Below are 12,712 nucleotides of genomic sequence, written 5' to 3' on the forward strand. Positions count from 1 at the left end.
CGGAAGTCCCGTTTTTTCTTTTTTGGGCCGGCTTGAAAAGACAGCCGCCCACGCCTTTGGGCCCCCGTCGGGCCCAGACCAGAGAGAGGAGATCGCCTGTGCAAATCCACCGCCTATTTCGCCGCGGGGCCGCCCTGGCCCTGGGGGCCGGGTTGACCCTGTCCCTCCTTTGCGGCTGCTCGCTGCTGGACGAGCTGCGCACCGGCAGCAACGACCTGTTCCGGGGGGAGCCGGTCACCCGGCAGCAGGTGGAGCTGGAGGGAAAATACGGCCGCTCCCAGCTCGACGGGCTGCAGCGGGAGCTCTACGACGACCTGTACAGCGCCGTCTCCCGGGCCGAGGACAGCATCCAGGTGGACAGCCGCATCACGGTGGAGGAGCTGGAGACGGTCTACCGCTACTACTTCTCCGACAGCCCCGAACACTTTTGGGTGGACGGGTACAGCTATGTCACCGGACCCGGCGGCCGGGTGCAGAAGGTGCTGCTGCGCTACATCGGCACCCGGGAGGAGATCGCCCGGATGGACGGGGAGCTGGAACAGAGGGTGGAGGAGCTGACCGCCCAGAGCGCTGCCCTGCCCGGCGACTTTGAAAAGAGCGTCTGGGTCAGCGACGAGCTGGCCCGGCGGGTGCGCTACGACACCGACTTGAGCGGGAAGAGTCCCTACACCGCCTACGGCGCCCTGGTGGACGGGCGGGCGGTCTGCCAGGGGTATGCCAAGGCCGCCCAACTGCTCTACCAGAGGCTGGGTTACCCCTGCCTCTACGTGCGGGGGGAGAGCCGGGGCGAGCGCCACGGCTGGGTGATGGTGAAGCTGGGGGAGAGCTACTACCACGTGGACCCCACCTGGAACGACCTCTATATGGAGGGGATGGGGGAGGATGAGGTGATTCTCAACCACAGCTACCAAAACATCACCACCGCCGCCATCTCCCGCGACCACCAGATCAGTGGGGATGAAAACTACCCCCTGCCCCCAGCCGACTCCACCGAGATGAACTACTACCGGGTAAAGGGGCTGCAGGGGGCCGACTTCGGGGGGATCGCCGAGCGGGTAATCGCCGCGGCGGCGGAAAACATCGGCCGGGGCGACTACTCGGTGGAGATGCAGCTGGGGGACGCCCAGGCCATCCAGTCGGCGGCCGAGAGCACCGGGGGGATGCGGCGGCTGATCTCCGGGGTCAACGAGGCCCTGGGGAGGGAGGCGGTGGCCTACCGCTACTCCTACTACCAAAACCCCGACCAGTTCACTCTGCAAATCTACTTTGAGAAGGTCGCCTCCTGACGGGCGGCTGGGAAGGAGGGGCCCGGCGTGGAGGTCTACACCGTCAACCTAGAAGAGGGGATGCCCTATGTGGACGAGGCCCTGGAGCACCTGGAAAAGTCGCTGCGGCGGGCCAAGAACGGCGGCTGCAAGGTGGTGAAGTTCATCCACGGCTACGGCTCCTCCGGCAAGGGGGGAAAGATCCGCCGGGCGGTGCGGTTGGAGCTGGAGCGAAAGTGGGAGCGGGGGGAGCTGGCCCTGGTGGTGCCGGGGGAGCGCTTCTCCCTCTTTGATCCGGACACCCAGCGGATGATGCGCCGCCACTTCTTCGTCACCCGGGACAGCGACATGGGGCGAAACAACCTGGGGGTCACCCTGGTGATGCTGAAATAGAGGCGTGCTCCCCGGCAGAGCCGGAGGACGACGCGGCCATAAAAGGCTTGGTGTCCGCGGGCGGCCAAAGGCGCGGCGAAATTCGGTCTGCCTTGTTACGGCCCGGCATGAAAGCGGGCAAATTTGCCTGTTTAAGACACCCCCTTAGACTGTCCCCCTGCCGTTGACGGCCCGCCTTTGCCCGGTGCTTGCAGCGAGCGCCTTTTGCGGGACGGAATTACCGGCAGGGCCGGTGGTTTTTGCTGGCAATAAGAGAGGGGCCCTTCCCCGCGGGGAAGGGCCCCTCTCTTATTGTTTGTCACTGGGGCAGCTCGACCCAGAAGGGGCCGCTGCCCCGGTTGCCCAGCCGGTCGCAGACCGAGAGGGTGTAGCGCCCGGCCGGGGCGTCGAACCAGGCCACTCCGGCCGCCCCGTCCACCCGGCGGGGGGAGAGGGAGGTCCCGTCCTCCCCGGTGAGGGAGAGGGTCGGCCAGTCGACCCCGCTGGGGTCCTGCAGCCGCAGGGCCACCAGCCCGTTTTCGCCCCAGCTCTCGACCAGCACAGGGGAGGAGAGGTCGCCGTCCCCCACCAAAAAGTCCACCCGGACGGTGCGGCCGTTGGCCCCGGCCGCCACCGCCGTGCAGGGGCCGGGGGCCACGGGGGAGAGGGTGAAGACGCCTCCTCCCCGGGCCGACAGGGGAGGGAGCGGCCGCCCTGTTCCAGCCAGACCTGGCTGGCCCCCTCCGCCTGGACCGACACCTGGGCGCCGCCCCCTGCGGGGGTGCTCTGCACGCTGCCTATTTGCGGGGTGGGCAGCAGCGCCAGGGCCGCGCTCCCCCCCACCGCGGCAATGCCCGCCAGGGCCGCCGCGGGAAGGGGAACAGTGTGCGGGGGCGGCGGGCGAAACCCGGCTCGCCGCCCCGCCGCAGAGAGGGCCAGCCCGGCGGGAAGGAAGGCGGGGAGGAACCCGTCCATCTCCCGCCGCAGCTGGGCCCGGGCCAACTGCAAATCCCGCTTGACGGTGCCGGGGGAGCAGTGGAGGAGGGCGGCGATCTCCCCCACCTTGCGGCCCTGAAAATAGTGCAGGACGACCGCCTGCCGGCGGCGCTCCGGCAGGGCGGCGACGGCGCGGTGAAGGGCGGCCTCCCGCTCCTCGCGCAGGGCGCGGCGCTCGGGCTGGCCCGTCTGGTCCCGGTCGGGAAGCCCGGGCAGCAGCTCGTCCCCGCTCCCTGCGCGGCGGCCCTCCACCCGGCGGAGATTTTGACAGGCGAGAAAGGTGGATCTGTTGAGAAAGGCCACCAGGGAGCGGGGGTCGCGGATGTCGCCCATCTTTCGGTAGAGGGTGAGGTAGCTCTCCTGCACCGCCTCCTCGGCGAGGGCGGCGCTTTTTAAGAGCAGCTTTGCCTGGGCCAGCTGGGCCGGGGCGGTGGCGCGGTAGAGCTGGGCGAAGGCCTCTTCATCCCCCTGCCGGGCCGCCCGGAGAAGGGCTTCCAGCTGCCGGTGCGTCCGTTTTTCCTCCATTTTCCACCCCTCCAAATCTTGCCGTATCCTGTCGAAAAGTGTACACTATCTTTGCCTGAAAAACAACGCATTTGGGGAGTTGGGAATTTTTTTCGATTTTTGGCAATTTTGAATTGGCCGTTTTGAAAATGGCGTACACCTATTTAGAAACAGATTGAGGCGCAGGGGCAGATGCGCCCTTGACGAAGGGGAGGAAAACGCCATGAAACACGGTAAGCGGCGGGAACTGGGGGCGCGGTTGACAGCCCTGGGACTGGCGGCCGCCCTGGTGGTGGGGGGCGCGAGCGCCCTTCGCCGGCCGGTCCACGCCGGGCAGTCGGCAGGGAGCTTTGTAGAGGAAAAAAACCTGAACGCAATTTTTGCCATGCGCTCCACCACCGCAGGTGTCGGCGTCGTCGACGGCAACTGGGTCCACTTTGCGGATGAGGACCACTGGGCGGACAGCGTGAGCAACACGTCGCTTTTTTCCAAGGGGAAGATCTCGCTGAAAGCCAACTGGAAGCTCGAGGCAAATTTTACCGTTGTCGGGAGCGGGCACTGCCATTACGGGGAGGTGGCCCTTTACGACAGCACCACCAACTATCGGTTTTCCGTCGGTCGGGTGGGCGGTATCGAGCGGATCACCGTCGTTCAGGGGAACGACTACAAGCAGCCGCAGCAGCCGCTGACGGAGGCGGACTTTGGGGAAAATAAGCCCTACTGCCTCTCCTTTGACACGGCGGCCAATGCCTTTACCCTGTCCTACAACGGCAAGAGCATCACCTACCCCAACCCCTTTACTGAAGATGTGGTCACTGTGGGTATCGAGGGGACAATGGACTACAAGGGCGACGTCCCCGCTGTGGGGCGGGTGGAAGGAACATTTCTAAAAATGGCCTACACCGATTACAGCCCCGCCTTTCTTGAGACCAAACTGCTCGACGAGAGCGGAGGGACCATTCCCCAGGGGACGCCGATCGCCGACGGCAGCATCGTCACCGTGCAGGCAAAAATCAAAAACAACTGGGAAAATGGGGGCACCGTCCCCAGCCACCTGAAGCTCTCGGACAGCGAGGAGTACCCCACCGCCGGGCTGCATTTTGACCCCGCCACCTGGGGGGAGAGCAAAGGCAAGAGCCAAAAAATCACCGTGAACGGGGTGGACGTGACTGCCCAGGGGGGCAATGTGGCGACAGGGGGCATCCCCTTTGACTGCTCCCCTGCCGAGACGGTCATCACCTACCGGGCCAAGGTGGCAAATCCCGAGGGCAAGGCGGTCACCATTGGCCAGATGATGGTGGACGACTTCTTTCAGTCCAAGCAGTATTCGGGGGACGAACTGATCCCCGCCAAGCCCCTGGTGCCCTACGACCCGGAGAAACCGGCGGAGGAGCAGGGGACGGCGGGGAAGGACTACCACTTTACCCGCACCCCAGCCAATGAAAATGGCTGGAACGCCGGTCCGGTGGAGATCGCCTTCTACCCCGACCAGTTCAACCAATTCCTCATCAAAGAGGGGGAGGTGGTCACCGCTACCCTCGACCAGGGCAACCGCAAGACCAGCTACAGCCAGGAGACCGGGGGGAGGAAAACCGCCTACCAGGCCAAGAACACCCAGACGGGGGAACTGTCCACCACGGTGGAGGACGCGGTGAAGATCGACGCCACCAAGCCCACCCTCTCCGCCTCGGGGAAGACTGTCACCCTGTCGGACAGCCTCTCGGGCGTCTGGAAGGTCGAGCGCTACGACGCCAAGATCGGCCGCTGGGTCGGCGCCAAGATGTTCCCCCTCACCGGCGGCAACGGCGCCGCCAGCCAGACTTTTGTTGTCGCCCAAAACAGCAAGTATCGGGCGGTGGACGCGGCGGGGAATATCTCCGACCCCCTGCCCGTCACCGTCAACGACCCGCCCTCGGCCGACCCCAGCGACCCCAGCGTCACCCCCTCCGACCCGGAGAAGGAGGTGGACGAAAACGGACTGGCCCACACCGTTATCCACGACAGCATGCAGGAGGTCATCGACCGGGAGGCCCCCCTCTACGGCGGGCGGTTCACGGCAGAGGACGCGAAGGACCTCTTTGACAGCCGCTACGGCTTTGCCTCCAACGTGCCGGGCAACAGCGACCTCACCTATGTTTACACCATCGCCCAGGGGGGCAAGGACGTCACCGGGGAAGGGGTGGACGCCACCCAGCCCGGCAGCTTCACCGTCACCTGCGTGGTCACCGACGCGGACGGCAACACCACCACGGTGCTCCTCACCGACACCCTCATCGACCGGGACGCCCCGCCGGTGGTGGACTGGGGGGAGGACCCCGACCCGCCGGTGGGCCCCTCCTTCGACCCCCTGAAGCCCCTCCCCAAGCCGGTGATCAAAGACGACCCGGCCACCGGGAAGAAACACGCCCACCTCTACGACAGCATCACCGAGGTGGTGGGCACGCCCCCCGCCTACGGCGGCAAGCTGACGGCCCAGGTGGCGGCGGAGATCCTATCCGGGCGCTACCAGTTCGGCAGCGCCCAGGGGGACGGTGTCCTCACCCACGGCCCGGTCACCGTGACGGTGGACGGGAGGGAGGCGGCCCTTGACACCGCCAGGCCCGGCAGCTGCGCCATCACCCAGACGGTGACCGACAGCCAGGGCAACCAGACCACCGTTCACCTGACCTATACCTTTGTGGGCCAGGGAGTCCCGCCGGTGGTGGAGTACGACCCCAGCGACCCCACGGTGGAGCCGGGGAGCCGCCCCGACGACCCGGAGGTGGTGGAGGACTGGCAGAGCGGCACCAAGTACGCCACCGTGAAGGACAGGCTGGTGCAGGCGATTTCCGACCCGCCCCTGTCGGGCGGCTGGCTGGACGAGGCAGAAATTCGCGACTTGATTGCCGGCCGATATAAGTTCACCTCGGCCCAGCCGGACGGGGCCCTCAAGGAGATCCGCTTCGCCGTGACCCGGGATGGAAAGGCGGTGGAGGGGATCGACACCACCCGGCCCGGGGAATACATCATTGCCTACACCCTGGAGGACTCCTCCGGCAACCGCACCTCCCTCTTTTTGCAGTACGAGCTGGCGGAGAAGACTGCCGGCGGATCGTTGGACGGGGAGACTGCCGCGCCTGCCGGCGGGCAACCCAATACTGGGGATGCGGACGCCGGACTGCTGGGCGGCGGGCTGGGCCGGGAGGACGGTTCCTGCGGCGTCCACTGGGGGCTGTTGGCGCTGGCGGTGCTGGTCGCCGGCTACACCCTTTTTCGCAAGGGACAGTTGGACCGGGAGGAGGGAGAAGACCGTGAAACTCTGTGATTTTCTCTTTTTCACCCTGGTGGCGGGCGGGGGCGCGGCCCTCTTTGTCTTTGCCGGCTGTCGGTTAGACCTTCCGGCGCTGTTGATCCTCGCCGGGGCGGTGCTGCTGGGCAGCGGCTACCTGATCCGCCGCACCCGCCGCCGCGACCGGGGAGAGCTGTGACGCGGGGGCAGCACCCCTCCCTCAAATAAAAAAACAGACACCCTTTTCAGATGTGAAAAGGGTGTCTGTTTTTGTCGAAAATATGTGCTTTTCAACAATTTTTTGAAATGGTAAAATAAGGATAGAAAAGGGCAGCTACCACTCGAGGGAGGGAAAGTAGGAATCCCTGTCGGGAAAGGCGGCGGCGCAGAACATATCCCGCACCACGTCGCAGAGATGGGCGGGGTCCAAATCCTCCCGCTCAAAGAGGGAGGCCAGCCGGGCCACCTGTAAGGGGTCGGGGGAGAAGAGGGGCGTCTCGATCCCGCCCTCCGCCTGTATGCCAAAACGACTTTTCTCCGGGTTGGAAATGACCGCAAAGCAGTGGTTCTTACTCATCGCAATGTCTCCTTTTGTTCCTTCTTGTAGCGGCGCCCACACGCCGCGCATTCCATGCTACCAGGATGGGAGACAAAGTCAATAAAGGGAGGGGACTTTTACAGAAAATGGGTGAAAATTTACCGAACGCGGATATTTGGGAAGAGGGCGGCGGCAAGGACCTTTCGGAAAAGCTGCGGCTGCTGAAGGAGCGGGAGGGCTTTACCACCCAGATGCTGGCGGACTACTCGGGCATTCCCCTGGGGACCCTCAACAAGATCCTCAGCGGGGCGACCAAAGACCCCTCCCTCAAGACGGTGGAGCGGCTGGCCCAGCTCTTCGGGCTGCCGATGCGCTACTTCTGCGACGTCTACCCCAGCGGGCAGAGCTGTGCCGCCCTGTTGGAGCAGGAGGTGGAACAGCCCCTGCTCCTCACCCAGGAGGAGTACCGGCTGATTTGGAGCCTGCGTCGGTTCACCGGCAGGGAGCGGCGAATCCTCCTGACCATGGTAAAGACCTTTGACGCCCTCCACCGCCCCGGCGACCCGGCAAAACTGGTGCTGCCCTGCTATCTCCCCACCCGGGCGGAGGGCGGGCAGACAGCGGTGGACTCCATCGCCATCCGCCACATCTCGGTAAAAGACAGCGAAACGGCCCAGGCCGCCGACTTTGCGGTGGTGCTCTACGGCAGCGCCATGGAGCCCGCCTACCACGCCGGGGAGGTGCTGGCGCTCTCCCGCCGCCCGGCCGGACAGGACGAGATCGGCCTTTTCAACCTAAATGGGGAGGGGTATATCCGGCTCTACCAGCGGGTGCGCGGAAAGGTGCGGCTGGCGGCGCTCAACCGGGCTTTCCCCAACGTCGCCGTGGAGGAGGGCAGCCAGTTTTGCTGCCTGGGAACGGTGGTGGGCCGCCTCGACCTGCTGTGAGGGGACAACAGGGAAAAAGGACCCGGACAGACATCTGTCCGGGCCCTTCTCTTTGCCGCCTAGCGGAAGTAGTTTTTCAGCAGCATCCCGTCCTGGGTGGGGTCGTAGTCCCGCCCGCCGCTGTAAAAGATCTGGGGGGCGGTGATGGTCTTGGGCTGGCCCGAGAGGGCCTCGGTCAGCTCCTTTTGCAGTTGCAGGCAGGCCACCGAGGTGATGTTGGTCTTGCACTGGCCCGACCAGCGGGCAAACCACTGGGACATCCCCGCCACCGACTGGGCGGTGAGATAGCGGTCCAGGTAGGCCTTGAAGAGGTTCAGGCGCAGGGTCTCCTTCTCGTCCCCCTCCAGCTTGGTGTAGCGCAGGTAGCCGGTGAGCTTGTCGCCGCTGAGATCTTGGGGGCCGTAGGGCAGCTTGAAGGTGAGCAGGCCGCTTGTCTCGTCGTAGCGGTAGATGTCCTCGGCCACGCTGTAGGGCAGCTCCCCGACCTCGTCGAGGATGGCGGCCAGGGTCTGGTCGGTCAAGTCGGCGTAGTAGTCGATGCGCAGCCCGGTGAGGGCCTGCAGGGAGGAGATGCACTCCATGGCGCCGCCGTAGCCGTAACACTGCTGCAGGCTGTCCTCCCGGTTGGCAAAGGACACCTTCCAGCAGGGGGGGAGCACGGTCAGGGCCAGCTGCCGCTTGGTCCCGTTGATCCCCACCAGCAAAAACGCGTCGGGCAGGCTGCGCTCCTCGGGCCGCAGGCAGAGCAGCAGATTGGTGCCCGAGGCGTAGTTTGCCTCCACCACCTGGGCCTGCCGCTCCCGCTCCTCCAGGGCGGGCTTTTGCACCAGCTGCCCAAAGGCCAGGGCAAAGACCGCGATGAGGGCGAGGAAGGTGAGGCTGAAACTCTGCCAGAAAAGACGGGTGCTGCGTTTCACGGGCCATTTCCCCCTTTTGCTCATTTACAGGGAGAGTATGGCCTGCCCACAGAGGAGATATGCGGGCGGCGCAGCTGCCCCAAATCGACAAAAGAGGGGGAGCGCCTTTGTGCAAATGAGACCTTGCTTTTCTTGTAAAAACGTTTTATCATAGAGGCAAATCAATACAAAACCACCGGGTGATTTCACCGAAGCAGCGGCAGATGTGCGAGACCTGCGCCCCAGGAGGCGGGGCTTTTAGAGGGACAGATGCGGCTGCTCGTTTGATTTTGCCGGGGGCAGCGAGGAGGAGTACGCTTTGAAGATGGATTTTTTGGAGGACTGCAAGGTCGTCATCCTGGACATGGACGGCACCCTGTACCAGGACGAGGGCTTTATCGCCCGCAACGTGGCCTATTTGGCCGAGGGGACCCGCTGGCAGGGGCGGGAGGACGACATCACCGCCAAGTGCTTTGAACTGATCCGGGGGCAGCTGCCCCTGAAACTGGGGCACTTTTACGAGACCGACGCCAACCTGCACTGCGAGACGGTGGAGGAGCTGTTTGCCGTGACCCCGGTGGAAAACCGGCGCAGCGACGGCTTTGAGGAGCGGTTTTTCGACCACAATAAGCACTTTACCTACATGGGCGACGCCTGGAGTGTGACCTTCTTCATCGGCGAGCGGATGGGGATCCCCCGCACCCGGGGGACCGAGTGCTTTTTGAAGGTGCGCGAGGAGATGCTGGAGGGCCCCTTTGCCATGCATCTGCACGAGGACATCAAAGAGGCGGTGGGCCAGGTGACCGCCAGCGGCAAAAAGACCTACATCTTCACCAACACCCAGCAGGTGGGGGCCGAGGGCTTTATTCGCAAGCTGGGGCTTTTGGACAAAGTCTACCAGGTGAAGTACGGCACCAACAAGCCCTACGGGCTGGACACCCTGCTGCCCCAGATCTTAAAAGAGACCGGCGTGCGGCCGGAGGAGATGCTCTCCATCGGCGACCACACCTTCAACGACCTCTCGCCCATCAAGAAGTTCGGGGGAAAGACCATCTGCATGTCCCCCTATGAGATCCACGACAACGTGCAGTGGGACGCCCGGCTGACCACCCTCGACCAGCTCTGCGACACCCTGCGCCGGCTGGCCCGCTAAGCGGCAGAAAGGAGAGACGCCATGCGCCCTACCATCACCTTTTTCTCGGGTCTCAACACCATCGGCGGCACCCACGTCCTCATCGGCTGTGGGGAGGACGCCATCCTCTTTGACTACGGCGCCCGCCCCTCGGCCCACTACGACTGGCTCAACCCGGCAGTGCACATGGAGCTGCCCCGAGGGCTGCGCCAGCACCTGCTGACCCGCAAGGCCCCGCCGGTCTTTGAGCTCTACGACCCGGACTGCCTGGGGGATCTGTCCTATGAGGACGTGATCCAAAACGCCTGGGACGGGATGCAGTTCCCCCGCTACAAGCGGGTGTCGGCCTTTGTCAGCCACATCCACCAAGACCATATGGAGCTGCTCCCCTTTTTGGGGGAGCAGGTGGACCTGTACATGCACAAGGACTCGGTCTCGGTCTATGACGGGGTGGTGGCCAGCGGCGAGTGGTACGGCACCAGGGCGAACGTCATCGGCCTGGCCGACGGGGAGGAGCGCCAAATCGGCGAGCACCTTCACATCCAGCTGCGGGAGACCGACCACGACATCGCCGGCGCGTCGGCCCTCCTGGTCACCGCCGGGGGGCACAAGATCCTCTACACCGGCGACTGGCGGACCCACGGCCGCCACCGGGACTATGTGGAGCGGCTTTTTGCCGACATGGCCGACCAGCACCTGGACATGATCATCACCGAGACCACCCAGCTCAAGGAGGAGACCCTCTGGCAGAAGCAGCTGCCCCAGAAGGAGCTGGAGCTGCCCGGCCTCTACCGGGAGATGTTGCAGAGGGCCCAGGGGCTGTGCTATCTGAACATCCTCTGCCGCAATGTGGAGCGGGTGGCGGACTTTATCAAGGTCACCAAGGAGTGCGGCCGCACCCTGGTGCTCGACCGGGCCACCGCCCTGCTCTGGCACACCGCTGCCACCGAGGGGCTGAGCCACCTGGAGGGGGACCCGGTGCTGGGGGAGACCGACGCCATCCGCCTCTTTGAGGGGGAGGACCCCAGCGGCCTGCCCTACGAGACGGTCAGCCTGCGGGAGATCGTCCACCACAAAAAGGACTATGTCTTCTACCTGATCTACCCCAAGACCCCCATCATGGCCGAGCTGGAGCGCACCGGGGAGCAGGGCGTCCCCTCCCACTACTTCCACGCCGACGGCAACCCCCTCTTTGCGGGGGACAAGATCCTGCACGCCTGGCTGGACGACTTCGGGGTGCGCTACCACTTCCACGGCACCTTTGGCCACGCCATCCCCCGGGAGATCACCCGGATGGTGAAGCTGGCCGCCCCCAAGCTGGTGGCCCCCCTGCACGGCAACCACCCCGAGCTGCTGGACACCGGGGAGATCCCCAAGCTGTTGCCCACCTTTGGCCAGACCTTTGACCTGGACAAACTCTTCCCCTGACGGCGCCTGACCTGAAGAGCGCCCCGCCGAACCCGGCGGGGCGCTCCTTTTTCCTCTGCTGTAAACTTTGTATACTATAAATAGTTTACAATGGAGGCGGGCGGGAAAGGCTGTTTCATCTGCGGATGGAATGGAGGAAAAAATCAATGTATACTTAAAACGCAGAACATAGTTTACATTGAGGAGGAATTCCCATGCGTCAATCGTCCAAGACCAGGGAGCTGGTGCTCACCGCCCTGGCCGCGGCCATCATCTCCCTGTTGGCCCCCCTGTCCGTCCCCCTGCCCTTCACCCCGGTGCCCATCTCCCTGGCGAGCTTTGCGGTCGTCCTCTGCTCGGCCTGCCTGGGCTTTTGGCGGGGGACCGTCGGCACCCTGGTCTACATTGCCGTGGGGCTGGTGGGACTGCCGGTCTTTGCCGGGTTCACCGGCGGGGCGGACAAGCTCTTCGGCCCCACGGGGGGCTACATCATCGGCTTTATCTTCTGCGCCGCCGCCACCGGCTGGCTGGTGGACCGGGCGCCGGGAAAGGTCTGGCTCTACCCGGTGGCCATGGTGGCGGGGAACCTGCTCTGCTATGTCTTCGGCAGTCTCTGGCTGGGGATGCAGATGCACCTGACCTTTGGCCAGGCACTGCTGGCGGGGGTGGTCCCCTTCCTGCCGGGGGACGCGGGAAAGATCGTCGTCGCCTGCCTGGTGGCCTACCCCATCCGCCAGCGGCTGGAAAAGGGCGGTTTCCTGCCCGCCAAGAGCGCCGCGAAATAGCAAAGAGAAAAGGGCTCCACCGCGGTGGGGCCCTTTTTTTCTGCGGCATAAAATCACTGCAGTTCCTGCCCCTGCGCATCAAAGAAGCGGCAGCGGTAGGGGGGCTCGCTCCCGCCCCCGTCGGTGGCGGAGAAGGCCTCCGCGTCGAAAATGAGCGTGGGGGTGGTGTCAAGGCCGTTGGAGGTGCGGTTGCTCCCCTCGGTCCGCTCGACGCGGACGCAGGCGGGGTTGTCCACCAGCAGCACCAGCCCGTTTTGCCAGCGGTAGGTGTAGCAGCCCGGGGCGCGCCGGGTCAGCTCCCCCTCCTCCAGGGCGGAAAAGGCATAGCCGCTGCCGCTCCGGCTGAAACTGACGGGGAAGTAGGCGGTGTCCTCCCCCTCCCCGGCGGCGAGGACCAGGAGGGACATCCCCTCCCGGTCGACCTGCCCCACCGCCCGCAGGGTGGCGGCCTCGCTCTCGGCGATGGGGAGGTGGGGGCGGGCCAGCGCCACCATCTCCTCCTGGTTGCTGGCGGTCTTGGCGCAACCCGACAGCGCCAGGCAGAGCAGGGCAATCAACAAAACGGCGGTCTTGCGCATCTCGTTTGCTCCTCTCGCGCCCAC

12 protein-coding genes and 1 pseudogene are annotated in these 12,712 nt (G+C 65.0%); 8 read left to right on the forward strand and 5 right to left on the reverse strand.

The genetic code is table 11. The features are described 5' to 3' along the window. The first annotated feature begins 98 nt into the window (after positions 1-98). Complete coding sequence (locus KQI11_RS13410; protein WP_216401024.1) at positions 99-1,286, forward strand: transglutaminase domain-containing protein; 1,188 nt, start codon at positions 99-101, stop codon at positions 1,284-1,286. 27 nt (positions 1,287-1,313) lie between these two features. Then, positions 1,314-1,658 (forward strand): Smr/MutS family protein, encoded by a 345-nt coding sequence (locus KQI11_RS02905; protein ID WP_185915860.1) that lies wholly within the window; start codon positions 1,314-1,316, stop codon positions 1,656-1,658. 298 nt (positions 1,659-1,956) lie between these two features. Here the strand turns inward: KQI11_RS02905 and KQI11_RS13140 are convergent, their stop codons facing one another. Together KQI11_RS13140 and KQI11_RS13415 are read right to left on the reverse strand one after the other, a co-directional pair. Further along, complete coding sequence (locus KQI11_RS13140) at positions 1,957-2,271, reverse strand: hypothetical protein (RefSeq protein WP_286172473.1); 315 nt, start codon at positions 2,269-2,271, stop codon at positions 1,957-1,959. A 395-nt stretch (positions 2,272-2,666) separates the two neighbouring features. Further along, positions 2,667-3,158, reverse strand: a pseudogene (locus tag KQI11_RS13415) (RNA polymerase sigma factor); the annotation flags it as partial. A gap of 202 nt (positions 3,159-3,360) precedes the next feature. Here KQI11_RS13415 and KQI11_RS02915 point away from each other — a divergent pair. Continuing rightward, on the forward strand, positions 3,361-6,441 hold the full coding sequence (locus KQI11_RS02915; protein ID WP_216401026.1) for a hypothetical protein: 3,081 nt from the start codon (positions 3,361-3,363) through the stop codon (positions 6,439-6,441). Next, positions 6,428-6,604: a hypothetical protein gene (locus KQI11_RS02920; protein ID WP_185915857.1), complete on the forward strand. Its 177-nt coding sequence runs from the start codon at positions 6,428-6,430 to the stop codon at positions 6,602-6,604. The genes KQI11_RS02915 and KQI11_RS02920 overlap by 14 nt, the downstream gene beginning before the upstream one ends. Positions 6,605-6,739: 135 nt before the next feature. Here KQI11_RS02920 and KQI11_RS02925 read toward each other — a convergent pair whose 3' ends face one another. Then, positions 6,740-6,982, reverse strand: a complete 243-nt coding sequence (locus KQI11_RS02925; RefSeq protein WP_185915856.1) for a hypothetical protein — start codon at positions 6,980-6,982, stop codon at positions 6,740-6,742. Between the two features lie 107 nt (positions 6,983-7,089). On the opposite strand from KQI11_RS02925, the gene KQI11_RS02930 reads away from it, so the two are divergent. Continuing rightward, positions 7,090-7,890, forward strand: a complete 801-nt coding sequence (locus tag KQI11_RS02930) for an XRE family transcriptional regulator (RefSeq protein ID WP_185915855.1) — start codon at positions 7,090-7,092, stop codon at positions 7,888-7,890. 59 nt (positions 7,891-7,949) lie between these two features. Here KQI11_RS02930 and KQI11_RS02935 read toward each other — a convergent pair whose 3' ends face one another. Beyond that, entirely contained in the window at positions 7,950-8,807 is an 858-nt protein-coding gene (locus KQI11_RS02935; RefSeq protein ID WP_216401027.1) for an LCP family glycopolymer transferase, read from the reverse strand. A gap of 304 nt (positions 8,808-9,111) precedes the next feature. Here KQI11_RS02935 and KQI11_RS02940 point away from each other — a divergent pair, with 304 nt between their 5' ends. From KQI11_RS02940 to KQI11_RS02950, 3 genes are all read left to right on the forward strand, one after another. Beyond that, positions 9,112-9,939, forward strand: coding sequence for an HAD family hydrolase (locus KQI11_RS02940; RefSeq protein WP_286172503.1), 828 nt, complete (start codon positions 9,112-9,114; stop codon positions 9,937-9,939). A 21-nt stretch (positions 9,940-9,960) separates the two neighbouring features. Further along, entirely contained in the window at positions 9,961-11,346 is a 1,386-nt protein-coding gene (locus KQI11_RS02945; protein WP_216401029.1) for an MBL fold metallo-hydrolase, read from the forward strand. A gap of 194 nt (positions 11,347-11,540) precedes the next feature. Beyond that, positions 11,541-12,110, forward strand: a complete 570-nt coding sequence (locus tag KQI11_RS02950) for a biotin transporter BioY (RefSeq protein ID WP_216401030.1) — start codon at positions 11,541-11,543, stop codon at positions 12,108-12,110. A 53-nt stretch (positions 12,111-12,163) separates the two neighbouring features. Here the strand turns inward: KQI11_RS02950 and KQI11_RS02955 are convergent, their stop codons facing one another. Then, positions 12,164-12,688: a hypothetical protein gene (locus KQI11_RS02955; RefSeq protein ID WP_216401031.1), complete on the reverse strand. Its 525-nt coding sequence runs from the start codon at positions 12,686-12,688 to the stop codon at positions 12,164-12,166. Positions 12,689-12,712 lie beyond the last annotated feature (24 nt).

This window comes from Acetanaerobacterium sp. MSJ-12 (assembly GCF_018917875.1).
In the GTDB taxonomy this organism is placed as follows: Bacteria; Bacillota; Clostridia; order Oscillospirales; family Ruminococcaceae; genus Bittarella; species Bittarella massiliensis.

Excerpts from the sequence above, each read along its gene's own strand:
- KQI11_RS02915 (WP_216401026.1), top strand. The coding sequence starts at position 3,361 with ATGAAACACGGTAAGCGGCGGGAACTGGGGGCGCGGTTGACAGCCCTG.
- KQI11_RS02925 (WP_185915856.1), bottom strand. The coding sequence starts at position 6,982 with ATGAGTAAGAACCACTGCTTTGCGGTCATTTCCAACCCGGAGAAAAGT.
- KQI11_RS02930 (WP_185915855.1), top strand. The coding sequence starts at position 7,090 with ATGGGTGAAAATTTACCGAACGCGGATATTTGGGAAGAGGGCGGCGGC.
- KQI11_RS02940 (WP_286172503.1), top strand. The coding sequence starts at position 9,112 with ATGGATTTTTTGGAGGACTGCAAGGTCGTCATCCTGGACATGGACGGC.
- KQI11_RS02945 (WP_216401029.1), top strand. The coding sequence starts at position 9,961 with ATGCGCCCTACCATCACCTTTTTCTCGGGTCTCAACACCATCGGCGGC.
- KQI11_RS02950 (WP_216401030.1), top strand. The coding sequence starts at position 11,541 with ATGCGTCAATCGTCCAAGACCAGGGAGCTGGTGCTCACCGCCCTGGCC.
- KQI11_RS02955 (WP_216401031.1), bottom strand. The coding sequence starts at position 12,688 with ATGCGCAAGACCGCCGTTTTGTTGATTGCCCTGCTCTGCCTGGCGCTG.